The sequence below is a fragment of the Streptomyces sp. NPDC096136 genome (assembly GCF_044763325.1).
Lineage (GTDB): Bacteria > Actinomycetota > Actinomycetes > Streptomycetales > Streptomycetaceae > Streptomyces.
In genome coordinates this window covers 128,293-153,374 of sequence record NZ_JBIWFZ010000008.1, presented here as the reverse complement: position 1 = coordinate 153,374, position 25,082 = coordinate 128,293, and the positions used below count along the sequence as shown (strand labels likewise).

The 25,082-nt window shown below is 74.2% G+C and carries 21 protein-coding genes; 15 read left to right on the top strand and 6 right to left on the bottom strand.

Features of this window, described 5'->3' with window-relative positions:
• Nucleotides 1-88: 88 nt before the first annotated feature.
• From ACIRBY_RS19025 to ACIRBY_RS19015, 3 genes are all read right to left on the bottom strand, one after another.
• Nucleotides 89-568 carry a YbaK/EbsC family protein gene (locus ACIRBY_RS19025; RefSeq protein ID WP_403901799.1) on the bottom strand — a complete coding sequence of 160 codons (480 nt, stop codon included), beginning with the start codon at nucleotides 566-568 and terminating at the stop codon, nucleotides 89-91.
• A 158-nt stretch (nucleotides 569-726) separates the two neighbouring features.
• Nucleotides 727-2,379 (bottom strand): penicillin-binding transpeptidase domain-containing protein, encoded by a 1,653-nt coding sequence (locus ACIRBY_RS19020; protein ID WP_403901798.1) that lies wholly within the window; start codon nucleotides 2,377-2,379, stop codon nucleotides 727-729.
• Between the two features lie 80 nt (nucleotides 2,380-2,459).
• On the bottom strand, nucleotides 2,460-4,226 hold the full coding sequence (locus ACIRBY_RS19015; RefSeq protein ID WP_403901796.1) for a dolichyl-phosphate-mannose--protein mannosyltransferase: 1,767 nt from the start codon (nucleotides 4,224-4,226) through the stop codon (nucleotides 2,460-2,462).
• A 68-nt stretch (nucleotides 4,227-4,294) separates the two neighbouring features.
• On the opposite strand from ACIRBY_RS19015, the gene rsmI reads away from it, so the two are divergent.
• The 13 genes from rsmI (at nucleotide 4,295) to ACIRBY_RS18950 (ending at nucleotide 21,095) form a co-directional block, all read left to right on the top strand.
• A complete protein-coding gene (gene rsmI, locus ACIRBY_RS19010) occupies nucleotides 4,295-5,191 on the top strand; it encodes a 16S rRNA (cytidine(1402)-2'-O)-methyltransferase (protein WP_403901795.1) in 897 nt (298 codons plus the stop codon).
• A 161-nt stretch (nucleotides 5,192-5,352) separates the two neighbouring features.
• Nucleotides 5,353-5,841, top strand: coding sequence for a hypothetical protein (locus tag ACIRBY_RS19005; RefSeq protein ID WP_403901793.1), 489 nt, complete (start codon nucleotides 5,353-5,355; stop codon nucleotides 5,839-5,841).
• A 9-nt stretch (nucleotides 5,842-5,850) separates the two neighbouring features.
• Nucleotides 5,851-6,738, top strand: coding sequence for a TatD family hydrolase (locus ACIRBY_RS19000; protein ID WP_403901791.1), 888 nt, complete (start codon nucleotides 5,851-5,853; stop codon nucleotides 6,736-6,738).
• A gap of 344 nt (nucleotides 6,739-7,082) precedes the next feature.
• Nucleotides 7,083-8,918 carry a ubiquitin-like domain-containing protein gene (locus tag ACIRBY_RS18995; RefSeq protein WP_403901789.1) on the top strand — a complete coding sequence of 612 codons (1,836 nt, stop codon included), beginning with the start codon at nucleotides 7,083-7,085 and terminating at the stop codon, nucleotides 8,916-8,918.
• A complete protein-coding gene (gene rsmA, locus ACIRBY_RS18990) occupies nucleotides 8,915-9,832 on the top strand; it encodes a 16S rRNA (adenine(1518)-N(6)/adenine(1519)-N(6))-dimethyltransferase RsmA (protein ID WP_403901788.1) in 918 nt (305 codons plus the stop codon). Before ACIRBY_RS18995 ends, rsmA begins: the two co-directional genes overlap by 4 nt.
• Entirely contained in the window at nucleotides 9,829-10,752 is a 924-nt protein-coding gene (locus ACIRBY_RS18985; RefSeq protein ID WP_403901787.1) for a 4-(cytidine 5'-diphospho)-2-C-methyl-D-erythritol kinase, read from the top strand. The genes rsmA and ACIRBY_RS18985 overlap by 4 nt, the downstream gene beginning before the upstream one ends.
• Nucleotides 10,753-11,083: 331 nt before the next feature.
• Nucleotides 11,084-12,406: an acyltransferase family protein gene (locus tag ACIRBY_RS18980; RefSeq protein WP_403901786.1), complete on the top strand. Its 1,323-nt coding sequence runs from the start codon at nucleotides 11,084-11,086 to the stop codon at nucleotides 12,404-12,406.
• A 51-nt stretch (nucleotides 12,407-12,457) separates the two neighbouring features.
• Entirely contained in the window at nucleotides 12,458-14,257 is a 1,800-nt protein-coding gene (locus ACIRBY_RS18975) for an ABC-F family ATP-binding cassette domain-containing protein (RefSeq protein WP_403901785.1), read from the top strand.
• A gap of 176 nt (nucleotides 14,258-14,433) precedes the next feature.
• Nucleotides 14,434-16,041 carry a PQQ-binding-like beta-propeller repeat protein gene (locus tag ACIRBY_RS18970; protein WP_403901784.1) on the top strand — a complete coding sequence of 536 codons (1,608 nt, stop codon included), beginning with the start codon at nucleotides 14,434-14,436 and terminating at the stop codon, nucleotides 16,039-16,041.
• A gap of 41 nt (nucleotides 16,042-16,082) precedes the next feature.
• Entirely contained in the window at nucleotides 16,083-17,777 is a 1,695-nt protein-coding gene (locus tag ACIRBY_RS18965; protein ID WP_403901782.1) for a PQQ-binding-like beta-propeller repeat protein, read from the top strand.
• Nucleotides 17,778-17,919: 142 nt separating this feature from the next.
• Nucleotides 17,920-18,639 (top strand): response regulator transcription factor, encoded by a 720-nt coding sequence (locus tag ACIRBY_RS18960; protein WP_403902043.1) that lies wholly within the window; start codon nucleotides 17,920-17,922, stop codon nucleotides 18,637-18,639.
• A gap of 128 nt (nucleotides 18,640-18,767) precedes the next feature.
• Nucleotides 18,768-19,727 carry a UDP-glucose 4-epimerase GalE gene (gene galE, locus ACIRBY_RS18955; protein WP_403901781.1) on the top strand — a complete coding sequence of 320 codons (960 nt, stop codon included), beginning with the start codon at nucleotides 18,768-18,770 and terminating at the stop codon, nucleotides 19,725-19,727.
• A 510-nt stretch (nucleotides 19,728-20,237) separates the two neighbouring features.
• Complete coding sequence (locus tag ACIRBY_RS18950; RefSeq protein ID WP_403901779.1) at nucleotides 20,238-21,095, top strand: LuxR C-terminal-related transcriptional regulator; 858 nt, start codon at nucleotides 20,238-20,240, stop codon at nucleotides 21,093-21,095.
• On the opposite strand, the gene ACIRBY_RS18945 is transcribed toward ACIRBY_RS18950, so the two are convergent.
• Entirely contained in the window at nucleotides 21,054-21,551 is a 498-nt protein-coding gene (locus ACIRBY_RS18945) for a MarR family winged helix-turn-helix transcriptional regulator (protein ID WP_395512796.1), read from the bottom strand. The two genes, ACIRBY_RS18950 and ACIRBY_RS18945, sit on opposite strands and share 42 nt — an antisense overlap.
• Before the next feature lie 146 nt (nucleotides 21,552-21,697).
• Between ACIRBY_RS18945 and ACIRBY_RS18940 the strand changes: the two genes are divergently transcribed.
• A complete protein-coding gene (locus tag ACIRBY_RS18940; RefSeq protein WP_403901777.1) occupies nucleotides 21,698-22,564 on the top strand; it encodes a trans-aconitate 2-methyltransferase in 867 nt (288 codons plus the stop codon).
• A gap of 2 nt (nucleotides 22,565-22,566) precedes the next feature.
• The gene (locus ACIRBY_RS18935; RefSeq protein ID WP_403902041.1) at nucleotides 22,567-22,935 is read left to right on the top strand and encodes a VOC family protein; all 369 of its coding nucleotides are present in this window, start codon (nucleotides 22,567-22,569) and stop codon (nucleotides 22,933-22,935) included.
• Nucleotides 22,936-23,038: 103 nt separating this feature from the next.
• On the opposite strand, the gene ACIRBY_RS18930 is transcribed toward ACIRBY_RS18935, so the two are convergent.
• Nucleotides 23,039-23,713 carry a TetR/AcrR family transcriptional regulator gene (locus ACIRBY_RS18930; RefSeq protein WP_366450839.1) on the bottom strand — a complete coding sequence of 225 codons (675 nt, stop codon included), beginning with the start codon at nucleotides 23,711-23,713 and terminating at the stop codon, nucleotides 23,039-23,041.
• Nucleotides 23,710-24,690, bottom strand: coding sequence for an acyl-CoA desaturase (locus ACIRBY_RS18925; RefSeq protein ID WP_403901774.1), 981 nt, complete (start codon nucleotides 24,688-24,690; stop codon nucleotides 23,710-23,712). The genes ACIRBY_RS18930 and ACIRBY_RS18925 overlap by 4 nt, the downstream gene beginning before the upstream one ends.
• Nucleotides 24,691-25,082 lie beyond the last annotated feature (392 nt).

Sequence of the window (25,082 nt, the reverse complement as noted above, 5' to 3'; positions counted from 1 at the left end):
TGGCGCTTTTCATCACTTGTCGGTTGTCGGTTGTCGGTTGTCGGTCGTCGGTCGTCACTCGCCGATCGCCTGTCGCCGGTCGTCGACGTCAGCTCCGCTCGCGTACGTCGGCCAGTTCGGCGGCGGCGTGCGTGACGAGTTCGCGCGGGGGCATCGGGAACACGGTGTGCGGGGTGCCGGCGGCCGCCCAGACGACGTCGTGCCGGAGGAGGGACCGGTCCGCGAGGACGCGGGTGCGGGTGCGGTGGCCGAATGGCGGGACGCCGCCGATGGCGTAGCCGGTGGTCTCGCGGACGACTGCCGCGTCCGCGCGGGTGACTTCCGCGGCGTCGAGTTGACGCCGCACCGCCTCGACGTCGACCCGCGAGGCCCCGTCCATGAGGACCAGGACCGGGACGCCGTCCGCCGCGAAGATCAGTGACTTCACGATCTGGCTGAGCTCGCAGCCGATCGCGGCGGCGGCGTCGGCGGCCGTCCGGGTGCCTTCGGGGAAGGTGCGGATGGCGAGGTCGAGGCCCAGATCGGCGAGGGCCTGGGCGAAGAGGGGGTGCGGGGTGCTCGTCGTCATGCCGGGACGCTAGCGCCGTGCGCGGCCGGGGGCGAGGCGTTTTGTCCCCGGCCCCCGGCCCGCCCTGCTCCCTGCTGCCGGCCCGACCTGCTCCCGGCCCGCGGCCCGCCCGGCTCCCGCTCCCGGACCGGCCCGGGCTCCCGCCCCGGTCGTCCCCGTCAGGAGGCGTTGAGGACCGCGGCGACGACGGGGCCCGCCGCGTCGGCGCCGTGGCCGCCGCCCTCGACCATGGCCGCCGCCGCCACGTCGCCGCTGAAGCCCGTGAACCAGCTGTCCGGGGCCGCCGCGCCGTCGACCTCCGCCGAACCGGTCTTCGCGCCCTTGTCGGAGCCGTGGACCGACGCCATCGCCTTCGCCGCCGTGCCGCTCGCCGCCGTCTGCCGCATCATCCGCACGAGCTGCGCCGACACCCCCGGTGCCAGCGACCGGGGGGCCGTCGCCAGCGCGCGGCCGTCCAGCGAGGCCTTGACGAGGACCGGCTGGCGGAAGGTCCCGGTGCGGGCGGTCGCCGTGATCGAGGCCATGTTCAGCGGGTTCATCAGGATCGGGCCCTGGCCGATGTACTCGGCGGCGGCGGCCGAACCCGAGGTCACCGGGACGGCGCCGTCCTGCGAGGGGATGCCCGTCTTCCAGTCCAGCCCGATGCCGAAGGCCTCCTTGGCCACCCGCGGCAGCGCGCCGTTGTCCTTCACGTCGTCGATCAGGCTGATGAAGGCCGTGTTGCAGGACCTGGCGAAGCTGGTCGAGAAGGGCTGGCCCTGGAGGGAGAAGCCGCCCTGGTTGCGGAAGGACTTGCCGTCCCACGTGGCGCTCGGCGGGCACGCCGCCGGCCGGTCGGCCGCCACGAGGCCCTTCTCCAGCAGCATCGCTGCCGTCACGATCTTCATCGTCGAGCCGGGCGCCCGCCGGCCCAGCATCGCCGCGTTGAAGCCGTCCTGCCGGTGGTTGGCCACCGCCAAGACGTCACCGGTGCTCGGCTGGACCGCGACGACCGAGGCCTCGGCGTACTGCGCCACCGCCTTCTCCGCCGCCGCCTGCACATCGGCGTCGAGCACGGTCCGCAGCTGCCCCGGCGTGCCCTCGACCAGGGTCGCCAGGGTCCGCTTGGGGGCGTCGGCGGTGGCCGGTTCGATCCACACCTCGACGCCGGGGGTGCCGCCCGCCTTCTCCCCGTACGTCTTGCGCAGCGCGTCCAGCACCGGCCTCAGCGAGGGGTACTGCTCGGGCGCCAGCTCCTTGCCGTGCCGGTCGACGGCCTTGAGCGGCGGGCTGGCCGGGGTGCCCGCGCGCAGCCGCTCGTCCTTCTGGAGCTGCGGGTGGACCACCGAGGGCTGCCAGTCGACGAGCGGCTTGCCGCTGCTGGCGCCGCGTACGACGGTCAGCCGCGAGTCGTAGGCGAAGGACTTGGCCGTCCCCGCGTGGGTGATCTCGGCCTCGACCTTGAACGGCACGCCGGTGCCGTCCGGGGTGCCGGGCGTGATGACCGCCTTGGAGACGAGGCCCTTGGACCGGAAATCGGCCAGCACGGGCTGCGCGGCCTGCGCGTTGTTCGTCAGGTCGGCCGCCGCGCGGGCGTCGCCGGCGGCCCACGCGGCCAGGAAGGCGTTCGCGACCTGGGCCGTCTCCTGGTCGGTGACCGGCCCGGTCGCACGCTGCGCGGTCACCGCGCCGGTGCCCGCGGCCCCGTTCTTGCCCGCGCCGGAGTGGCCGTCGCCACTGTCACCCACCAGGGTGACCACCCCGTACGCCGCACCGCCGGCCATCGCCAGGAACACCCCGCCGACGATGGCACCCTTCGCCGCCCCGTTCATTACGTCCCCTCCCCAGGAGCCACAGCCCTCTGAACGCGTTCAAAGAGTCTGAGCGGCCCACTTTACGCGCGGGTAAGGGGTCAGATCCACGTATCCAGCCACATCCGGCCACGCCACGAGTCCATGGGCAGGGTCTCACCGGTGTAGATCGGCCAGAAATAGATGAAGTTCCAGACGATCAGGAGCACCAGCACCCCCGCCCCGATCGCCCCCAGGGCCCGCCGCCGCTCCGAGGAGCCCGACGGCCCCAGCAGGGCGCCGATCATCATCGCCACCGCCAGGCACAGGTAGGGGACGAAGACCACCGCGTAGAAGTAGAAGATGGTCCGCTCCTGGTAGTTGAACCAGGGCAGCAGGCCCGCGGCCAGCGCGCACGCGATCGCGCCCGCCCGCCAGTCGCGCCGGAAGAACCAGCGCCACAGCACGTACAGCAGGGCGAAGCAGCCCGTCCACCACAGCAGCGGCGTGCCCAGCGCCAGCACCTCGCGGGCGCACTTGCCGGCCTCGGTCGCCGGGCAGCCGTCGGTGCCGGGCGCGGGGGACTCGTAGAAGTAGGAGACGGGCCGGCCCAGGACCAGCCAGCTCCACGGGTTGGACTGGTAGGTGTGGCCCGAGGTCAGGCCCACGTGGAACTTGTAGACCTCCGTCTCGTAGTGCCACAGGCTGCGCAGCCACTCCGGCAGGAAGGAGAGCGCGCTGTGCTGGTCGTTCTTGGCGGCCCAGTCGCGGAAGTAGCCGCCCCTGCCGTCGTCCGGGCTCAGGATCCAGCCGAGCCAGGAGCCCAGGTACACGGCGATCGCCACCGGCACCGTCGACAGGAAGCCGGGCAGCGCGTCCCGCCGCAGCATCGCCGCGTACGGGGCGCCCGCCCCGGCGGTGCGGCGCGCGGCCGCGTCCCACAGCACGGTGAGGACCCCGAAGAAGGCCAGCACGACCAGGCCGTTCCACTTGGTGCCGAAGGCCAGGCCCAGACAGACGCCGGCCAGCAGCCGGTACGGGCGCCAGCCCAGCCGCAGGGTCTCCGCGACGGCCGCGTCCGGGCGGGTGCGCCCCTCCTCGTCGACCGGGAGCGCCGCCGCGAGCCGGGCCCGCGCCCGGTCGCGGTCGACGAGCAGCGCCCCGAAGGCCGCCAGCACGAAGAACATCAGCACCAGGTCGAGCAGCGCGGTGCGGCTCATCACCAGGTGCAGGCCGTCGACCGCGAGCAGCGCGCCCGCCAGGCAGCCGAGGAAGGTGGAGCGCAAGAGGCGCCGGCCGATGCGGCAGAGCATCAGCACGGACAGCGTGCCGAGCAGCGCCGTCATGAAGCGCCAGCCGAACGGGTCGAAGCCGAACATCCACTCGCCGAGCCCGATCACCCATTTGCCGACCGGCGGGTGCACGACGTAGCCGGGGTCGGTCGGCAGCGGCACCGCGTCGGGGTTCGCGAGGATCGACTTGTCGACATCCTTGGGCCAGCTGGCCTCGTAGCCCTGCCGGATGGTGGCCCAGGCGTCCTTGGCGTAGTACGTCTCGTCGAATATCACCGCCTTCGGGCTGCCCAGGTGCGCGAACCGCAGCACCCCCGCGACGAGCGCCACCAGCAGCGGCCCCGCCCACGCCATGACCCGCTCCCAGGTCCGGCGGCTCGCCTCCGGGATCCCGAGCGCCGCCCAGAGCGGGGCGGACGGCCGGGCGTACGGGGGCACGAGGCGGGTACGGAGGTCGGCCGCCGGCGCGGCCGGCACGTAGCCGAACCCCCGCAGGCGGCGCAGCCACACGGGCGGCTCGTGCTCGGAGCCGCGTCCGCCCGGCGGGACGGGCGGGGCCCCCGCGGGGCTGGGCGGCGGCGTCGCGGTACTGGTCACCGGGTCATCGTAGGGAACGCCCCTGTGCGAGCCCCAGTCCCCACGAGCCCCAATGAGAGGATGAGCCGGTGACAGCAGACCAGCCCCACGGCGCGCAATCCCCCTCCTCCCACGGCGTACTCGTCCTCGCCGGGACCCCGATCGGCGACCTCGCCGACGCCCCGCCCCGGCTCGCCGCCGAGCTGGAGCGGGCCGATGTGATCGCCGCCGAGGACACCCGGCGGCTGCGCCGGCTCACCCAGGGGCTCGGCGTGCACACCACCGGGCGGGTCCTGTCGTACTTCGAGGGCAACGAGTCCGCCCGCACCCCCGAGCTGGTGGAGGCCCTGGAGTCGGGCCGGCGGGTGCTGCTGGTCACCGACGCCGGGATGCCCTCGGTCTCCGACCCCGGCTACCGGCTGGTCGCCGCCGCCGTCGAGAAGGACATCAAGGTCACGGCCGTGCCCGGGCCCTCCGCCGTCCTCACCGCGCTCGCGCTCTCGGGGCTCCCCGTGGACCGCTTCTGCTTCGAGGGGTTCCTGCCGCGCAAGGCGGGCGAGCGCCTCGGCCGGCTCCGCGAGGTCGAGGGCGAGCGGCGCACGCTCGTCTACTTCGAGGCCCCGCACCGGCTCGACGACACCCTCGCGGCGATGGCCGAGGTGTTCGGCGCCGACCGGCGGGCCGCCGTGTGCCGCGAGCTCACCAAGACGTACGAGGAGGTCAAGCGCGGCGGGCTGGGCGCGCTGGCCGAGTGGGCCGCCGAGGGCGTGCGCGGCGAGATCACGATCGTGGTCGAGGGCGCCCCGGCCGCCGGGCCCGCCGACCTGGACGACGAGGAGCTGGTGCGCAGGGTGCGGGTGCGCGAGGAGGCGGGCGAGCGGCGCAAGGAGGCCATCGCGGCGGTCGCGGCCGAGGCCGGCCTACCCAAGCGGGAGGTCTTCGACGCGGTCGTCGCGGCAAAGAATGCGGCACAGAAGATGCCGTAAGTCGGTAAAGGGATAACCTGAAAAGCAAAGCTCAGACCGCGCACCGGCCGCTTTGAGACATGACTGGCCCAAAGACCGTCCAACACTGGACAGGGCCTGATGCGCTCCCGCCCGAAGAGGCGTCCACTGGCAATGGCACCAGTGGAACAAGAGGAGCTGGCATGAGTGAGATCGCAGACACCCCGGTACCCGTCCCCGCCGCAGGTCCTGCCGCCTTTTCCGCCCCCGACGTGCAGACCGTGCACGAGGCCTACTCCTTCGCGTGCATGAAATGCGGGTACGGCTGGGAGCAGTCCTACGCGATCGAGCACCACACCGACGGCCAGGGCCAGCCGTTCATCATGTACAAGGTGAACGGCGAGCGGGTGCCCTCCCCGCTGTCGAACCCGACCTGCCTCAACTGCGACGGACACGTCGTACGGATCATGCGGGCCGGCCAGGTCTCCCAGGTGAACGCGACCATCGACCGGCTCTACCACCACCGCATAGCCCCCGGGATCGCCGGACCCGTGCCGGCCGGCGAGAACCCGCCGCGCCCGCCGAAGCCGCGCAGGCCCTCGCACGACTCCCCGGGACCCGTCGCGGTCAACGAGCCCGGCCGGCGCCGCGGCCTGCTCTCCCGCCTCCTGGGGCGGCTGCGCCGGTCATAAGATCGGCCCATGAGCCCCAGCCCTTCCTCAGCCGCCAAGGACGCCCCGCCCCCGCTGCCCGAACCCCTCCGGGTGGCGGTGGCGGACTCGCACACCCACCTCGACATGCAGTCCGGCACCGTCGAGGAGGGCCTCGCGAAGGCCGCCTCGGTGGGCGTGACCACCGTCGTGCAGGTGGGCTGCGACGTGAAGGGCTCGCGCTGGGCCGCCGAGACCGCGGCGGCCCACGCCAACGTCCACGCGGCGGTGGCCCTGCACCCGAACGAGGCGCCCCGCATCGTCCTCGGCGACCCGGACGGCTGGTCGCGCCAGGGCGCCCGCGCGGGCGGCGGCGAGGGAGCCCTGGACGAGGCCCTCGCCGAGATCGAGGCGCTGGCCGCCCTCGACCACGTCAAGGCCGTCGGGGAGACCGGGCTGGACCACTTCCGCACCGGACCCGAGGGCATGGCCGCGCAGGAGCGTTCCTTCCGCGCCCACATCGAGATCGCCAAGCGGCAGGGCAAGGCCCTGGTCATCCACGACCGGGACGCCCACGCGGACGTGCTGCGCGTGCTGCGCGAGGAGGGCGCGCCCGAGCGGACGGTCTTCCACTGCTACTCCGGGGACGCGGAGATGGCCCGGGAGTGCGCGGCCGCCGGGTACTACATGTCCTTCGCCGGCACCGTCACCTTCAAGAACGCGGCGCCGCTGCGCGAGGCCCTGGCGGTGGCCCCGCTGGAGCTGGTGCTGGTGGAGACGGACGCCCCCTACCTCACCCCGGCGCCCTACCGCGGGCGGCCCAACGCGCCGTACCTGATCCCGCTGACGGTGCGGGCGATGGCGGCGGTCCGCGGCATCGACGAGGACGCCATGGCCGCGGCCCTCGCCGCGAACACGGCCCGCGCCTTCGACTACTGACCGGCCGGGCGCGGGCGGTCCCCGCGCCCAGGGGGGCGCCGCACCGGTCGCCGCGCCCGGCCGGGCGCGGCGACCGGTCGCCGCGCCGCACCGGTTGCCGCGCCGGCCGGCGTGCCGCGCCCTGCCGCGCCGGCCGACCGCCGTACACGCGACATTGCCGACATGGGGATACGGAGACATGCCGTCATGGCGATGTGCCGACATTTCGGTACGGCCGTGGCGACACCTTCGGCACATCCGTTCGTTCGACACACTGGGTAGTCGAACGGCTTTGGTGCGTGACGGCCGCTCCCGTTAGGGTGCCGTGCCCGAAGCAGCCGGGCCGGACCAGTGGAGCGAGCGACGTGAGCGATACGCAGGGCAGTCACCGCCGTGTCTCCTGGCCGGAGGCCGAGCCGGACGCGGGCCCGGACCCGGGCCCGGAGCCGGGTCGAGACCCCGGCACGGGCACGGCCCCCGACCCCGGAGTCCCCGCCCCCCGCGCCGAGGGCCGGCGGGCCGCACGCCGCCGCGCGGCCGGAGCGGCGCGGACCGACCCGGCCCCGGCCGCCGCCGGCCCGGGCGGCGCCGGCCAGGGCACCGGCAGGCGGCGCGCCGGCGCGGGCCCCGCCCCCCGGCCCGGCACGGACCCCGCCGCCGGCTCCACCCCCGCCCCCACCCCCGCACCGGCCCAGGCCCCCGCCCGGCGGCCCGGCGGAGGCGGAGGCGGCCGCCGCCGGGCCGCGGCCCCGGCCGAGCCGCCACCACCCCCAGCCGCTGCCACCCCACCCCCACCCGCCACCGCCCCCACCGCCGCCGACGACCCGGCCGCTCCCGGGGACGGTCGCCGCCCCACCGGCAGGCGCCGCGCGGCCCCCCGCCCCGAGACGGCCCCCGCCGTCCCCGGCCCCGCCGCCCCCACCGGCCGCCGCCGGGCCGCCCCCCGCCCCCCGGCCGACACCGCAACCACCACGGCGACCGGAACCAGAAACGACACTGCACCCGCCCCCCGCCCCGCCCCCGCCGCCGACGACGGCCCGGGCGCCCCCCACCCCGCCCCCGGCCGGCGCCGCCGCACCCGCACCGCCGCCGTACAGGGCGCCGTCGTCCGCGACGGCTGGCGGCGCCTCGTCCCCCAGGCCCTCGTCGTGGCCGTCCTCGCCGGCGGCACCACCGCCTTCGTCGCCGCCGACAAGTCCGTCCACCTCACCGTCGACGGCGAACCCCGCACCCTCCACACCTTCGCCGGCAGCGTCGAGGACCTCCTCGACGCCGAAGGCCTCGGCGTCGGCCCCCACGACCTCGTCGCCCCCGCCCGCGACTCCGCCCTGGAGGACGGCGAAGAGGTCGTCGTCCGCTACGGCCGCCCCCTGCGCCTCACCCTCGACGGCACCAGCCGCCAGATGTGGACCACCGCCCCCACCGTCGACGCGGCCCTGCGCCAGCTCGGCGTCCGCGTCGAGGGCGCCTTCCTCTCCGCCCCCCGCACCGCCCCCGTCCCCCGCACCGGACTCACCCTCAGCGTGCGCACCGAACGCGGCGTCACCTTCATGGCCGACGGCCGCGAACGCACCATCCGCACCAACGCCGCCACCGTCCGCGAGGCCCTCGACCAGGCCGGCATCACCCTGCGCGGCGAGGACACCACATCCGTCCCCCCGGACTCCTTCCCGCGCGACGGCCAGACCGTCACCGTCCTGCGCATCACCGGCACCCGCGAGGTCCGCGAGGAGCGCATCCCGTACGAGACCGAACGCGTCGACGACGACACCCTGTTCGCCGGGACCGAGGTGGTCGAGCGCTCCGGGCACGCCGGCGCGCGCCGCGTCACCTACGGGCTGCGCACCGTCAACGGGGTCCGCCAGCCCGCCCGCAAGATCGCCGAGGAGGTCGTCCGCGAGCCCGTCAGCCAGCTCGTCAAAGTCGGCACGAAGCCGCTGCCCACCTCCGTCGCCGGGGCCGACGGCCTCGACTGGGGCGCGCTCGCCCAGTGCGAGTCCGGCGGCCGGCCCACCGCCACCGACGCCTCGGGCACCTACGGCGGCCTCTACCAGTTCGACGTGACCACCTGGCAGGCCCTCGGCGGGAGCGGCCGCCCCCAGGACGCCCCGGCCGCGGAGCAGACGTTCCGCGCGAAGAAGCTCTACGTGCAGCGGGGGGCGAGTCCGTGGCCCCACTGCGGCCGTAGGCTTTACCGGTGAGCACCGCAGAGCAGCAGCAGCCCCACGGGACCCCCGAGACCCCTTCCGACGCCCTCCTGGGGCCGGCCGACATCCGAGAGCTGGCCGCCGCCCTCGGCGTGCGCCCGACGAAGCAGAAGGGCCAGAACTTCGTCATCGACGCCAACACGGTCCGCCGGATCGTGCGCACCGCCGAGGTCCGCCCCGACGACGTCGTCGTCGAGGTCGGCCCGGGCCTCGGCTCGCTGACGCTCGCCCTGCTGGAGGCCGCCGACCGGGTCGTCGCCGTCGAGATCGACGACATCCTGGCCGCCGCGCTGCCCGCCACCATCGAGGTGCGGATGCCGCGGAAGAAGGACCGTTTCGCGCTCGTCCACTCCGACGCGATGCTGGTGACCGAGCTGCCCGGCCCCGCGCCGACCGCGCTCGTCGCGAACCTGCCGTACAACGTGGCCGTGCCGGTGCTGCTGACCATGCTCGACCGCTTCCCGAGCATCGAGCGGACCCTCGTCATGGTCCAGGCGGAGGTCGCCGACCGGCTCGCCGCCCGCCCCGGCAACAAGGTGTACGGGGTCCCCTCCGTCAAGGCCAACTGGTACGCGGACGTCAAGCGCGCCGGCTCCATCGGCCGCAACGTCTTCTGGCCCGCCCCGAACGTCGACTCCGGACTCGTCTCGCTCGTCCGCCGCTCCGAGCCGATCGCGACCACCGCCTCCAAGGCCGAGGTCTTCGCGGTCGTCGACGCCGCGTTCGCGCAGCGGCGCAAGGGCCTGCGCTCCGCCCTGGCCGGCTGGGCCGGCTCGGCCGCAGCCGCCGAGGCCGCGCTGACCGCCGCCGGGATCAACCCGCTGGCCCGCGGCGAGTCGCTGACGGTCGAGGAGTTCGCGGCGATCGCCGAGCACAAGCCCGCCGACGCGCAGAAGCCCGCCCTGTGAGCGCCGCGCCGCGCCGGGCGGTGACCGTACGGGTCCCCGCGAAGGTCAACGTGCAGCTGGCGGTGGGCGCGGCCCGCCCCGACGGCTTCCACGACCTGGCCAACGTCTTCCTGGCCGTCTCCCTCTACGACGAGGTGACCGCGACCGCGACCGACGGCGACGGGCCCACCGTCGGCTGCGAGGGCCCCGACAGCGACCAGGTGCCGCTGGACCGCACGAACCTCGCGGCGCGGGCCGCCGAGCTCCTCGCCGCCCGGGCCGGGCTCACCCCCTCCGTCCACCTGCACATCGCGAAGAACATCCCCGTCGCCGGCGGCATGGCCGGCGGCAGCGCGGACGGCGCGGCGGCCCTGCTGGCGTGCGACGCGCTGTGGGGGCTCGGCACCCCCCGCGAGGAGCTCCTGGAGATCTGCGCGGAGCTGGGCAGCGACGTCCCCTTCAGCCTGGTGGGCGGAGCGGCGCTCGGCACCGGGCGGGGGGAGCTGCTCACCCCGGTCGGGGCGGGCGCCTTCCACTGGGTGTTCGCCGTCGCGCACGGCGGGCTGTCGACCCCGGCGGTGTTCCGCGAGTTCGACCGGCTGACGGAAGGCACGGACGTACCCGTCCCGCAGGCCTCCCCGGAGCTGCTCGCCGCGCTCGCCTCGGGCGATCCGGACGCGCTGGCGGCGGTCCTGCCCCGGTCCAACGGGCTCCAGCCGGCGGCGCTGTCGCTGCGGCCGGAGCTGGCGCGGACGCTGGAGGCGGGCGTCGGGGCCGGGGCCCTGGCCGGGCTGGTGTCGGGGTCCGGGCCGACGACGGCGTTCCTCGTACGGGACGAGGAGGCCGCGGCGAAGGTGGCCGCCGCCCTGGAGGCCTCGGGCACGTGCCGTGCCACGCGGGTGACGGGGTCGCCCGCTCGGGGGGCCACGGTCCTGGCGTAGCCGGCACCGCCGCCCCGCTGCGCGGAGCCTCTCCCCGCCCTCCCACCGTCTCCCGGGGCTCCGCCCCGGAGCCCCGGGCCTCGAACGCCGGCGGGGCCGGATCCGGCGCGGCTCGTCCGTCGCCCGGGGCGTCGCCCGGGGCATCGCCCGGGGCTGGATTTCGCGCAGCGACATTCCAGCCCGTGCGGCGTTTGAGCGCACCGGCGCGCAGCGCCCGGTCTTCCAGCCCGCAAGGCGATCGAGCGCACCGGGCGCGGGGCTCCCGCTACTCAGGCCGCGGATGAGTAGCCGCGCCCTGTTCCCGCCGGCCCCGCGCCGCGAGCGTAGGGGCATGACAGCCAGCGCACGCGACCTCGCCGACGCCACCCCCGCCTCGCGGGACCGGTACGTGGACCTGCTCCGCGTCGCCTCCCTCGGGACCGTCGTCCTCGGCCACTGGCTGATGGCCGCGGTCGGCGCCGACGGCATAGGCAACCTCCTCGCCCTCGTGCCCCCGCTCCAGGTGCTCACCTGGGGGCTCCAGGTCATGCCCGTCTTCTTCTTCGTCGGCGGGTTCTCCCACGCGCTCTCGTACCGGTCCCTGGAGCGCCGCGCCGCCGGAAGGCCCGTCTACGCCGCCTTCGTGCGGGCCCGGCTGCGCCGCCTGCTGCGGCCCACCCTCGTGTTCGTCCTCGTCTGGGCCGCGCTGGCCCTCACCGTGCAGCTCGCCGGCGCCGACCGCGGCCCGCTGGCCGGGCCCGCGCTGCGGATGGTGACGCAGCCGCTGTGGTTCATCGGGATCTACCTGGCCATGGCGGCCTTCACCCCGCCCCTGCTGCGGGCCCACGCCCGCTGGGGCTGGGCCGCCTTCGCCGCCCTGGCCGGCGCCGCCGCGCTCGTCGACGTCCTGCGCTTCGCGCTCCACGTCCCGTACGCCGAGTTCCTGAACTTCGCCTTCGTCTGGCTCGCCGTCCACCAGCTCGGCTTCCTGCGCGCCGACGGCCGCATCCGCCGCCCCGCCCTCCTCGGCGCGGCCGGCCTCGCCGGGGCGGTGCTCCTCGTCGCGGCCGGGCCGTACCCGCTGTCGATGGTGGGGATGCCCGGCGAGAAGGTCTCCAACATGGCCCCGCCCACCCTCGCCCTGCTCTGCCACGGCATGTGGCTGGTCGGCGCCGTCCAGCTGGCCGCCCGGCCCGCCGCGGCCCTCCTCGCCCGGCCCCGCGTCTGGCGCGGGGTGGTCGCCGCCAACGGGGTGGCCATGACCGCGTTCCTCTGGCACCTCACCGCCATGCTCGCCGTGTACGCCGCCCAGCTCGCCGCCGGCCTCGCCCTGCCCGAGCCCGCCACCGCCGCCTGGTGGGCGCAGGCACCGGTGAGGATCCTGGCGGCGGCCGCCCTCACGGCCCTGCTCGTGGCCGCCTTCCGCCGCTTCGAGGCGCCCTCCGGGACGGACACCGCCCCCGGCAGCGGGCCCGCGGCCGCCCTGGGGGCCGCCCTGTGCCTCCTCGGGATCCTCGGCCTGTCCATGACCGGCCTCGGCGGGCTGCTGGACGGGCACACCGCCACCCTCGTCGCCCTCCCGGTCACCGCGCCCGCCGCCATCGGCATGGCCGTGGCGGGCGCCTGGCTGGTGGAACGGTCGCCGTCGGCGCGGAGGGTTAGGCTGAGGGGCTGATCCACACCCTCCCCGGAGTCCTGCCGGGGATCCCCACCTGGAGCGCGTCTGATGGCCGTCAATCTGGTCAATGTCGAGGCAGTCAGCAAGGTGTACGGCACCCGTACCCTGCTCGACGGCATCTCCCTCGGTGTATCCGAGGGCGACCGGATCGGCGTGGTCGGCCGCAACGGCGACGGCAAGACCACCCTCATCCGGATGCTCGCGAAGCTGGAGGAGCCCGACAGCGGCCGGGTCACCCAGAGCGGCGGCACGCGGATGGGCGTCCTCACCCAGCACGACTCCCTCGACCCCGCCGCCACCATCCGGCACGAGATCATCGGCGACATGGCCGACCACGAGTGGGCCGGCAACGCCAAGATCCGCGACGTGCTGACCGGGCTCTTCGGCGGGCTCGACCTCCCCGGCTTCGGCCAGGGCCTGGACACCGTCATCGGCCCGCTCTCCGGCGGCGAGCGCCGCCGCATCGCCCTCGCCAAGCTCCTCATCGCCGAGCAGGACCTCCTCGTCCTCGACGAGCCCACCAACCACCTCGACGTCGAGGGCATCTCCTGGCTGGCCGCCCACCTCCAGACCCGCCGCAGCGCCCTCGTCTGCGTCACCCACGACCGCTGGTTCCTCGACCAGGTCTGCACCCGCATGTGGGACGTCCAGCGCGGCTCCGTCTACGAGTACGAGGGCGGCTACAGCGACTACGTCTTCGCCCGCGCCGAGCGCGAGCGGATCGCCGCCACCGAGGAGGCCAAGCGGCAGAACCTGATGCGCAAGGAGCTGGCCTGGCTGCGGCGCGGCGCCCCCGCCCGGACCTCCAAGCCCCGCTACCGCATCGAGGCCGCCAACGAGCTGATCGCCGACGTGCCGGAGCCGCGCGACAAGTCGGAGCTGATGCGCTTCGCCAACGCCCGCCTCGGCAAGACGGTCTTCGACCTGGAGAACGTCACCGTCCAGGCCGGCCCCAAGACCCTCCTCAAGCACCTCACCTGGCACCTGGGCCCCGGCGACCGCGTCGGCCTCGTCGGCGTCAACGGCGCGGGCAAGACCTCCCTGCTGCGGGCCCTCGCCGAGGCCGCCCGCACCCAGGGCGAGGCCCAGCCGGCCTCCGGCGAGATCACCGTCGGCAAGACCGTCCGCCTGGCCTACCTCTCCCAGGAGGTCGGCGAGCTCGACCCGTCGCTGCGCGTCCTGGAGGCCGTCCAGCGCGTCCGCGACCGCGTCGACCTCGGCAAGGGCCGCGAGATGACGGCGGGCCAGCTGTGCGAGCAGTTCGGCTTCACCAAGGAGAAGCAGTGGACGCCCGTCGGCGACCTGTCCGGCGGTGAGCGGCGCCGGCTGCAGATCCTGCGCCTGCTGATGGACGAGCCCAACGTCCTGTTCCTCGACGAGCCCACCAACGACCTCGACATCGAGACCCTCACCCAGCTGGAGGACCTCCTCGACGGCTGGCCCGGCTCGATGATCGTGATCTCCCACGACCGGTTCTTCATCGAGCGCACCACCGACACGGTGATGGCGCTGCTCGGCGACGCCAGCCTGCGCATGCTGCCGCGCGGCCTGGACGAGTACCTGGAGCGCCGCCAGCGGATGATCGAGGCCGCCGCCCCGGCGCCCGCCCCGGCCGCCGCGGCCAAGTCGACCTCCTCCGGCGACTCGCGCGCCGCGAAGAAGGAACTCCAGAAGATCGAGCGCCAGCTCAACAAGATGTCCGACCGCGAGACGAACCTGCACGCGCAGATCGCCGAGCACTCCACCGACTACGACAAGGTCGCCAAGCTCGACGCGGAGCTGCGCGAACTCATCTCCGAGCGGGACGAATTGGAGATGCGCTGGCTGGAACTGGCCGAGGAGGCCTGACCCCTGGGCCCGGTCCGACCGGATAACGGGCTCGTCACAGGCCGGTCCGCCCTTGGGAACAGGGGTGCGACCGGCCCGTTGTGTACCGGCCCCGAGTGATAGAAAGGATCGGTTCTTTTCGATCTCCGGGGGTCCCTCCCGGTTCACCGACCGCCTGAAACCGAAGGTATGCGCCGATGACCGAGCAGCCCCAGCCGCCGAACCAGCCGCCGCCCCCCTCCGGTTACGACCACCTCCCCGGGCCGCCCCCGCCGGGTTACGGCTACCCGCCCCAGGGCGCCAACCCGTACGCCCAGCAGCCGCCGACCGTCCCCCAGCCGCTCCTCCCGCAGGGCGGCCCCGGCTACCCGCCGGCCCCCGGCGCGCCCTCCGGCGGCCGCGGCAAGGGCCCGGTCGTCATCGCCGCGGCCGTCGCGGGCGTCCTCGTCCTGGGCGCCGGAGCCTGGTTCGCCTTCGCCCGCGACGACGGCCCCGGCAAGCCCGCCGCGCAGGCCTCCGCCCCCGCCGACGCCAAGCCCTCCGCCTCCCCGTCCGTGGACAAGGGCGACGGCAGCGGCAACGGCGCCGCCGAGCAGACCGACCTCAACGCGGGCCGCAAGCCCGGCGAGGACAAGGCGCTGTGGCTCAAGACCGTCAAGCTCCAGGGCCCCGGCTCGGGCATCCCCGCCGCGGGCCAGTGGGTGGTCGGCGACACCGTCGCCAAGACCGTCGGCACCGCCCTCGTCGGCTACGCCGTCACCGACGGCAAGGAGAAGTGGCGGATCGACACCCGCGCGGAGATCTGCGGGCTCACCGACCAGACCACCGCCGACGGCAGGACGGTCGTCGTCGTCAAGGACGGCACCGCCTCCAACGCCGCCTGCAACCAGCTGAAGCTGATCGACCTGAAGGCCGGCAAGGAGGGCTGGACGAAGGAGGTCGCCAAGGAGGGCATCTTCGACGGCGGCGGCCGCGCCGCCGTGAGCCTCACCGGCGACACCGCCGCCGTCAACCGGCTCGGCGGCACCAGCGCCTACCGCATCAGCACCGGCGACAAGCTGTTCTCCGGCAACGTCCCCGAGGGCTGCCAGCCCACCCAGTACGCCGCCGGCAACGGGAAGATGCTCGGCATCGCCCTGTGCATGGACGCCGACCACACCGTCGAGGTCCAGGACGCCGACCCGGTCACCGGGAAGAAGACCTGGGGCTACCGGCTCCCCAAGGGCTGGCAGGTCAAGGGCGTCTACTCCGTCTCCCCGGCCGTCCTCGACATCGGCAACCGCGACACCAAGGAACGCGCCGTCATCGCCCTGACCGCCGACGGCAAGAAGCGCTCCAGCATGGCCGCCGAGGGCTCCTTCCAGGTCAACTGCGGCGGCAGCAGCATCGACGACCTCCAGGGCTGCGGCGACTCCGCCGTCGACGGCGACACCCTCTACCTGGCGACCGACACCAAGGCCGGCTCCGGCAACGAGATCGTCGCCTTCGACCTCGGCACCGGCAAGGCCAAGTGGCGCCAGGCCGCCGGGGACAAGCGGAGCCTGACCCCCGTCAAGGCCGCGAACGGACAGCTGACCGCCTACCGCACCGGCGCCCTCGACGAGCCCGGCGAGATCGTCTCGTTCCCGGTGGCCGGCGGCGCGCCCAAGACGCTGCTGCGCCTGCCCTCGGGCCCGGCCGCGAAGATCGAGGGCTCCTTCATGTTCGCCAAGAGGTCCTTCGAGGACGGCCGTTTCTTCCTGTCCGTGACCACGCTGTCCGCCAACAGCACGGACGAGAAGCTCCTGATGGCATTCGGCAAGTGAACGAGTCCACCGAGCCGCCCACCGAGAGGCAATAGCAGCAGATGAGCACCCCGCCGCCCCCCAGCCAGCCGCCCTCCGGCGGTTTCGGCGGCCCCCCGCCGCCGCCCGGCCCGCCGCCCGGCCAGCCCCCGGCCGCCCCGCAGCCGCCCCAGGCACCGCAGGCCGCGACCCAGCCCGCCCAGCCGGCCGTGCCCCCGCCGGGCGCCCAGCCCGGCTACGGCTACCCGCAGCAGCCGCCGGGCCAGGCCTACCCGCCGCAGCCGGGCACCCTCCAGGCCCCGGCCCCGCAGCCGCCCGCCCCCTCCGCGGGCGGCGGCAACGACGTGCGCAACCAGCTGATGATCGTCGGCGCGGCCGTACTGGCGATGGCCCTCATCATCGGCGGCGGCTACCTCTACACCTCCGACGACGGCGGCGGCGACAACCCGCCCGCCGCCTCGGCCGGCGGCTCGCCCGACCCCAAGGCCCCCGCCCTGGCCGGCAGCGAGAAGGCCCCGGCCAACCCCAAGTCGAAGACGCTGGTCAACGTCACCACCCAGACGCCCTCCGACGTGGTCTCCGTCAAGGGCTCCTGGCTCACCGACACCACCTACGTCAAGTCCGACCTGGGCAAGGTCGTCGGCTACAACCTCGCCGACGGCGGCAAGAAGTGGGAACTCCCGCTCAACGCCAACGTCTGCGGCGCCAGCAAGCACGTCAGCGACAACAAGACCGCCATCCTCTTCGAGGAGGGCCCCGCCACCAACGAGAAGAAGTACCCCCAGTGCACCCAGGTCGGCGTCATCGACCTGAACACCGGCAAGCTCGCCTGGTCCGCCACCGCCAAGTCCGCCACCGGCGGCGACAAGCCGGTGGCCTTCACCGAGGTCACCCTCAGCGGCCAGACCGTCGCCGCCGGCGGCCTCTACGGCGGCGCCGCCTGGAACCTCGCCGACGGCAAGCCCCTGTGGACCCCCAAGACCGACGCCGAGGGCTGCTACGACCTCGGCTACGGCGGCGGCGAGGCCCTCGCCGTGCTGCGCAAGTGCGGACGCGGCTCCGAGGAGACCCTCTACGCGCAGGCCCTCGACCCCGTCAGCGGCGCGCCGAAGTACTCCTACAAGCTGTCCGCGGGCATCGAGTGGGCCGGCATCCTCTCCACCAAGCCGCTCATCGTCGCCGCCAACGTCGGCAACACCGCGAAGAACGCCACCAACGTCAGCGACCTCTTCGTCCTCGACGACGCCGGCCAGCTCAAGACCCGCATCGGGCTCTCCGCGGGCAGCTACGCGCCCAGGTGCCCGGCCACCGAGGTCGAGCAGTGCACCAACATGGTCGTCGGCAACGGCAAGGTCTACCTGCCCTCGTACGAGCACCAGGGCGCGTCCCCGACCGGACGCACCAACGAGATCGTCTCCTTCGACCTGGAGACCGGCAAGGCCACCAGCGACCGCGCCGACGCCGGCGAGAAGTACGTCATGTACCCGCTGCGCATGGACGGGTCGAACATCATCGCCTACAAGGTGCCCCCCTACGACGGGGGCGGCCAGGTCGTCAGCATCGACGGCAAGACGATGAAGGAGACCCTCCTGATGCAGAACCCGCCCGGCACCCGGAGCCTGGAGGCCGGCTTCTCGCCGGACCGCTCCGAGATCCGCTACCACAACGGGCGCCTGTTCCTGGCCGAGAGCCTGGCGAGCAAGCCGTTCTCCGACAAGGAGAAGGACTACCTGTTCGTCTCCTTCGCGGCGAACTGACGCCCGCGCGCACACGGCGCGAACAGCGGCGAGAGCCCCCGGACGGCACCCACCGATCGGGGGCTTTCGCGCGGTAACCCCCGCGCCCCGTCGAACAAGCGTGTAGCTTGCCGGGTCAGAAGGATCTGGGGTGGGAGCCTTGATGGGCGTACGCGTCATGGTGGTCGACGAGCACCGTCTGCTGGCCGAGGCGCTCGCCTCGGCCCTGAAACTGCGCGGGCACCGCGTGCTCGCGGCGGCCGCGCCGGCGGCCGGAGCCGCCGAACTGGTCATCAGCCGCGCCCCGGAGGTGTGCCTGCTCGGCACCGCCACCCCCGCGGAGCCCGGGGTCTTCGAACCCGTCGTGCGCATCAAGCGCGAGCGCCCGCAGATCGCCGTGGTGGTCCTCGGCCCGGTGCCGAGCCCGCGCGGGATCGCGGCCGCCTTCGCCGCCGGCGCCTCGGGCTACGTACGCCAGGACGAGCGCATCGAGGGCGTCGAGCGGGCCCTGGCCAAGGCGCGGGCGGGGGAGGCCGCCATCTCCCCGCAGCTCCTCCAGAGCGCCTTCGCCGAGCTCCTCAACCCCACCGCGCAGCCCGACGACGAGGGGAGCCGGCTGCTGCGGCTGCTGACCCCGCGCGAGGTGGAGGTGCTGGTGCGGGTCGCCGAGGGCGAGGACACCCGGCTGATCGCCGCCGGCATGGACATCGCACCGAGCACCGCGCGCACCCACGTCCAGCGGGTCCTGATGAAGCTGGGCGTAGGCTCCCGGCTGGAGGCGGCCGCACTGGCCGCCCGTACCGGACTGCTCGACCGAGCCGCGCCGCCCGCCCGGCGGACGCCGCAGGAGCCCCAGGACCGGCCGCGGCAGGCCGGGGGCTGAGCTCCCGGCGGGCCCCCGGCCGGCAGCGGCCGGGGCCCGCGATTTCCCCGGAAGCGCGGAATCCGGTAAGCCAGACACGAGACACCAGCACGCGCAGCCGCGTGCTTCCGCGAGAGGTAGGAGTACGAGTGAGCAAGTACCTGGTCACCGGTGGTGCGGGATACGTGGGCAGCGTCGTCGCCGCCCATCTCCTGGAGGCCGGACACGAGGTCACCGTCCTCGACGACCTCTCCACCGGCTTCGGAGAGGGCGTCCCCGCCGGCGCCACCCTGGTCAACGGCCGCATCCAGGACGCCGCACGGTACCTGGACGCCTCCTACGACGCCGTCCTCCACTTCGCGGCCTCCTCGCAGGTCGGCGAGTCCGTGGTCAACCCGGGCAAGTACTGGGACAACAACGTCGGCGGCACCCTCGCCCTGCTCACCGCGATGCGCGAGGCCGGGATCCGCACGCTCGTCTTCTCCTCCACCGCCGCCACCTACGGGGAGCCCGCGGAGGGCGCGCTGACCGAGACCTCGGTGACCGCCCCCACCAACCCCTACGGCGCCTCCAAGCTGGCCGTCGACCACATGATCGCGGGGGAGTGCGCGGCGCACGGCCTCGCGGCGGTCTCCCTGCGCTACTTCAACGTGGCCGGCGCCTACAAGGAGTTCGGCGAGCGCCACGACCCCGAGACCCACCTGATCCCCCTGGTCCTCCAGGTCGCCCTGGGCGAGCGCGAGGCCATCTCCGTCTTCGGGGAGGACTACCCGACCCCCGACGGCACCTGCGTGCGCGACTACATCCACGTCGCCGACCTCGCCGAGGCCCACCTCGCCGCGCTGCGCGTCGCGGCCGAGGGCGAACACCTCGTCTGCAACCTCGGCAACGGCAGCGGCTTCTCGGTGCGCGAGGTCATCGAGACGGTCCGCAAGGTCACCGGCCACGACATCCCGGAGGTCGTCGCCCCGCGCCGGGCCGGCGACCCGGCGGTGCTGGTCGCCTCGGCGCGCACGGCGCACGAACGCCTCGGCTGGGTCCCGACCCGCTCGGACCTCACCGGCATCGTGACGGACGCCTGGAACTTCACCCGCGGGCAGCGCTCCTGACGCTCCGGCCCCGAGGGCGGCCGCGCCCCCTGCGCCCCCCGTGCGCCGGCCCGCCGACGCCCCGCCGCGCCCCCCGCACCGTCCGGTGCGGGGGGCGCACGCCTGTCCGGCGGGCGCGGCCGACGGGCGCCCTGCGCGGGCGCCCGGCGTGCGTACGCCGGGTGAAACCGACCCCGCGCAACTGCCCGGGGCACACGCCGGCCGGGGCCTTGCGCTCCCGGGCTTCCGGACAGTCGAAATCCGGCCACACGGAAGGCCGTTGCGGACCCGGCGACCCGAAAATCGCTCGGAAAACTTCTGCTATTCGGCCAACCACCGGACGCGGCCCGCTCTACGCTGATGCGTGACGCCGGTGGGGGCCGGTGTTGATTCAGGGGTCGAGACACGCCGGGTACGGCGTCCGGTCCCGGGTAGGTGCACAGATGTCGCGGCGGCGGCCGCGGCGGCCTGTGGGCCACCCGGCCGGGCGTCGTACCCGTAGTCGTCCGTTCCCCGACCCTTGGGGGTTTTGTGGTTCGTATCCGGGTCCTGGTGGTCGACGACCACCGCATCTTCGCCGAATCTCTCGCAGCCGCGCTCGCGGCCGAGCCGGACGTGGACGTGTCCGCGGCCGGCAGCGGCCCCGCGGCCCAGCGCTGCCTCGAACGCGCCGCGGCGGAGGGCCGCCGCTTCGACGTGCTGCTCGTCGACGCCGACCTCGGCGCGGCCGCCGCGCCGGGCACGGCGGGCACGCAGGCCGCACCGGGCACGCCCGCCGCACCGGGGGCGCAGGCCGCACCGGGCACGCCCGCCGGTGCGGGTGCGGTCCTGCCCGTACCCGGCCAGCGCGCGCCGGGCGCCCAGGCGCCGCCGCCGGACGGGATCGCCCTGGTCGCCGGGGTGCGCACCGCCCACCCCAGGGTGCGCACGGTGGTCCTCGCCGAGCGGGACGACCCCCGCCGGGCGGCCCTCGCGCTCCAGGCCGGGGCCTGCGGGTGGGTGGCGAAGGACTGCTCGCTGTCGCGGCTGCTCGCCGTGATCCGGGGGGTGCTGCGCGAGGAGACCCATCTGGCGCCGGCCCTGCTGACGGGCGTGCTGCGGGAGCTGACGGCCGCCCGCAAGCACCGCACCGACAGCGAGCGGCTCGTGGAGTCCCTCACCCCGCGCGAGCACGAGGTGCTGCGGTGCATGGTGGCGGGGCTGGGCCGCAAGGACGTGGCGGCGCGGCTGTTCCTCTCCCCGCACACCGTCCGCACCCACATGCAGAACGTGCTGGGCAAGCTCGGGGTGCACTCCACCCTGGCGGCCGTGGCCCTGGCCCGGCGGGCCGGCGTGCGGCCGGCGGAGCTAGCCGGGGATGTTGTCGAACGGAGCGGTCAACTGGCGTAGCAGGCCCGCGAGGTCGACGCGCTGGGCCGCGGAGAGCTGGGCCAGGATCGCCCGTTCCTGGGCCAGCAGCCCCGCCAGGGACTGGTCGGCGCGGTCGCGGCCCTCGGGGGTCAGCCGTACCAGCACCCCGCGCCGGTCGTTGGGGTCCGGCAGCCGTTCGACGAGGCCCTTCTTGGCGAGCCGGTCGATCCGGTTGGTCATCGTGCCGGAGGTGACGAGCGTCTGGGTCAGGAGCTGTCCGGGGGAGAGCTGGTACGGGGCCCCCGCGCGCCGCAGCGAGGTCAGGACGTCGAACTCCCACGGTTCGAGGCCGTGCTCGGAGAAGGCCAGCCTGCGGGCGCGGTCGAGGTGGCGTGCGAGCCGGCTGACGCGGCTGAGCACTTCGAGCGGTTCCACGTCGAGGTCAGGGCGCTCTCGCCGCCATGCCGCGACCAGTCGGTCGACCTCGTCCTCCATGCGGATCAGTGTACGGGGTCTGTCGACATGAAGTCTCTTGAAACCGAGAATCTTGACATCGAGATATACTCTGGACGAGCATGGGGCATGGAGGGGGCCGGAACAGCTTCCGCTTCCGACCGCCCCACCAGTAGGGAGGCTCGAACATGCATTCCGACACCGCGTCGGCCATGCGCCCCCGCGCCATGGACGGCTCCACCCCCTCCGCACCCGTCTGGGATCCCCACCAGTACCTGCGGCACGCCGGCCACCGGACCCGCCCCTTCCTCGACCTGCTGACGCGCATACCGGAGCTCCCCACCCGGCCCGCGCGCATCGCCGACCTCGGCTGCGGCCCCGGCAACGTCACCGCCCTCCTCGCCGACCGCTGGCCCGAGGCCCACATCACCGGCTTCGACCTCTCCCCCGAGATGCTCCGCCTCGCCGACGCCGAGCACGCCGGACCCACCCCCGGCGGCGGCCGCCTCGACTTCCGCCCCGGCGACATCGCCGACTGGATGCCCGAGGAGACCTACGACCTGATCGTCTCCAACGCCGCCCTCCAGTGGGTGCCCAGCCACCCCGGCTCCTTCGCCGCCTGGATCAACGGCCTGCGGCCCGGCGGAACCTTCGCCTTCCAGATCCCCGGCAACTTCACCGCCCCCAGCCACCGGCTCCTCGCCGAGCTCTGCGACACCCCGCGCTGGCGCGAACGCCTCGGCGGACACGGCGCCCGCTACATCCACATCCTCGAACCCGCCGAGTACCTCGCCCGCTTCACCGAGCTCGGCTGCGCCGTCGACGTGTGGGAGACCACCTACTACCAGATGCTCCAGGGCCCCGACCCCGTCCTCGACTGGGTCAAGGGAACCGCCCTGCGCCCCGTGCTCACCGTCCTCGGCGACGACCGCGACTCCGCCGAACGCTTCCTCGCCGAATACCGCGAAGCCCTCCGCCTCGCCTACCCCAGCGGCCCCCGGGGCACCGTCTTCCCCTTCCGCCGCATCTTCGCCATCGCCCGCAAGGAGGCATGACCGTGCTGACCGCCGTCGACCACGTGCAGCTCGCCGCACCGCCCGGATCGGAGGACAGGCTCCGCTCCTACTACCAAGGCGTCCTGGGCATGACGGAGATCTCCAAACCCCCCGTCCTCGCCGCGCGCGGGGGCTGCTGGTTCGCCGCGGGCGCGGTACAGCTGCACCTGGGAGTGGAAGAGGACTTCCGGCCCGCCCGCAAGGCACACCCCGGACTGCGCGTGAGCGGCATCGAGGAGTACGCCGGCAGACTCCGCGAGCGCGGAGCCGACGTCGTCTGGGACGACAACCTGCCGGGCCACCGGCGCTTCTACTCGCACGACCCCGTCGGCAACCGGCTGGAGTTCCTGGAACCCCTCGCCGGCCACTGAACACGGCCGCCGCCCCCGGCGGCGGCCCCGCACGCACGACGGCGCCCCGCCACCGCGATCCCGGTGACGGGGCGCCGCCCGCCCGCGTCCGTACGGCGGGCCCTCAGCTCTTGCGGTGGCCCACCAGCCGCGGCCGCGCCTCCAGGTGCTCCAGCCCGTGCCAGGCCAGGTTCACCAGGTGCGCCGCCACCTCCGCCTTCTTCGGCCGCCGAGTCTCCAGCCACCACTGCCCCGTCAGCGCCACCATCCCCACCAGCGCCTGCGCGTACAGCGGAGCCAGCTTCGGATCGAACCCCCGCGCCTTGAACTCCAGGCCCAGGATGTCCTCCACCTGCGTGGCGATGTCACTGATCAGCGACGCGAACGTACCCGTCGACTGCGCCACGGGAGAATCCCGCACCAGGATCCGGAAGCCGTCCGTGTAGTTCTCGATGTAGTCCAGCAGGGCGAAGGCCGCCTGCTCCAGCAGCTCCCGCGGGTGCCCGGCCGTCAGCGCGCCCGTCACCCCGTCCAGCAGCTGGCGCATCTCGCGGTCCACCACCACCGCGTACAGGCCCTCCTTGCCGCCGAAGTGCTCGTACACCACCGGCTTGGACACCCCGGCCTTCGCCGCGATCTCCTCCACCGACGTGCCCTCGAACCCCTTCTCGGCGAACAGGGTGCGGCCGATGTCCAGCAGTTGCTGGCGCCGCTCGGCGCCCGTCATCCGGACCCGGCGTCCTCGCCTGGGCTTGTCGCTGCTGGTGCTGCTGCCGTCGATCGCCACGTCCCCCATCATGCCGCGTTCGAGGCCCTTTCCTTGCGCCGGGCGTCGATCCGCGCCCCCGACGGCCACCGCACGTCCCAGGCCCAGCCCGCCAGCTCGAACCAGCGGATCAGCCGCGCACTCGAATCGACCTGCCCGCGCAGCACGCCGTGGCGCGCCGACGTCGGATCCGCGTGGTGCAGGTTGTGCCAGGACTCCCCGCACGACAGCACCGCCAGCCACCACACGTTGCCGCTGCGGTCCCGCGACCGGAACGGCCGCTTGCCCACCGCGTGACAGATCGAATTGATCGACCACGTCACATGGTGCAGCAGCGCCACCCGCACCAGCGACCCCCAGAAGAACGCCGTGAACGCCCCCCACCACGACATCGTCACCAGACCGCCCACCAGCGGCGGCACCGCCAGCGACACCACCGTCCAGTAGACGAAGTCACGGCTGATCCGCCGGATCGCCGGATCCTTGACCAGGTCCGGCGCGTACTTCTGCTGGTCCGTCTGCTCCTCGTCGAACAGCCAGCCGATGTGCGCCCACCACAGGCCCTTCAGCAGCGCCGGCACCGTCTCCCCGAACCGCCACGGCGAATGCGGGTCGCCCTCGTGGTCCGAGTACTTGTGGTGCTTGCGGTGGTCCGCCACCCAGCGCACCAGCGGACCCTCCACCGCCAGCGAGCCCATCACCGCCAGCGCGATCCGCAGCGGCCGCTTCGCCTTGAAGGAACCGTGCGTGAAATAGCGGTGGAAGCCGATCGTGATGCCGTGGCACGCCAGGAAGTACATGAACGCCATCAGGCCCAGGTCCAGCCAGCTCACCCCCCAGCCCCACACCAGCGGCACCGCCGCCAGCAGCGCCAGGAACGGCACGGTGATGAAGAGCAGCAGCGCGACCTGCTCCACGGAGCGCTTCTGCTCACCGCCGCGGGTCGCGGACGGCGCCGAGATATCGGACGGCGCCGCAGCGCCCTCCACCAGGTCGGGACTGAGGGTCATCGGGGATCCCCTGGGGGGTGAGAAGCCGGCAGGTGCCCCGGTCACGGCCCCACAGACCTACGGACCCGTAACCTACGGCAACGTAAGTATGGCAAAACCGCCCCGCCCGGCAAGGCCCCCGCGCACACCACACCCCCGAGCCGCCCCCCACCACACCCCCGGACCACCCCCGCGCCACGCCGCCGCACCGCCCCGCACCACGCCGCCCCGCCACGCACGGGCCCGCTCTGCCGGGGCACAGGGGCGCTCCACCTATCCTGGTGTCGTCGGACAGCGCGGTCCGCACGGGCAGCCCGGGCTGCGCACCACCGTCGGCACCGCCGGACGCGCACCCCCGGGAGCCCACAGCCCAGTAGCGCTCGAACACTGCAAGGAGCCGCACCTGTGAGCAG

Bases quoted from the DNA above. Each gene is read 5' to 3' on its own strand.
- ACIRBY_RS18945 (WP_395512796.1), bottom strand. From the start codon at position 21,551: ATGGAGGACGAGGTCGACCGACTGGTCGCGGCATGGCGGCGAGAGCGC.
- ACIRBY_RS18980 (WP_403901786.1), top strand. From the start codon at position 11,084: ATGACAGCCAGCGCACGCGACCTCGCCGACGCCACCCCCGCCTCGCGG.
- ACIRBY_RS18940 (WP_403901777.1), top strand. From the start codon at position 21,698: ATGCATTCCGACACCGCGTCGGCCATGCGCCCCCGCGCCATGGACGGC.
- ACIRBY_RS18965 (WP_403901782.1), top strand. From the start codon at position 16,083: ATGAGCACCCCGCCGCCCCCCAGCCAGCCGCCCTCCGGCGGTTTCGGC.
- ACIRBY_RS19000 (WP_403901791.1), top strand. From the start codon at position 5,851: ATGAGCCCCAGCCCTTCCTCAGCCGCCAAGGACGCCCCGCCCCCGCTG.
- ACIRBY_RS18925 (WP_403901774.1), bottom strand. From the start codon at position 24,690: ATGACCCTCAGTCCCGACCTGGTGGAGGGCGCTGCGGCGCCGTCCGAT.
- ACIRBY_RS19020 (WP_403901798.1), bottom strand. From the start codon at position 2,379: ATGAACGGGGCGGCGAAGGGTGCCATCGTCGGCGGGGTGTTCCTGGCG.
- ACIRBY_RS18975 (WP_403901785.1), top strand. From the start codon at position 12,458: ATGGCCGTCAATCTGGTCAATGTCGAGGCAGTCAGCAAGGTGTACGGC.
- ACIRBY_RS19025 (WP_403901799.1), bottom strand. From the start codon at position 568: ATGACGACGAGCACCCCGCACCCCCTCTTCGCCCAGGCCCTCGCCGAT.
- ACIRBY_RS18930 (WP_366450839.1), bottom strand. From the start codon at position 23,713: ATGATGGGGGACGTGGCGATCGACGGCAGCAGCACCAGCAGCGACAAG.
- ACIRBY_RS18960 (WP_403902043.1), top strand. From the start codon at position 17,920: ATGGGCGTACGCGTCATGGTGGTCGACGAGCACCGTCTGCTGGCCGAG.
- ACIRBY_RS19005 (WP_403901793.1), top strand. From the start codon at position 5,353: ATGAGTGAGATCGCAGACACCCCGGTACCCGTCCCCGCCGCAGGTCCT.
- ACIRBY_RS18970 (WP_403901784.1), top strand. From the start codon at position 14,434: ATGACCGAGCAGCCCCAGCCGCCGAACCAGCCGCCGCCCCCCTCCGGT.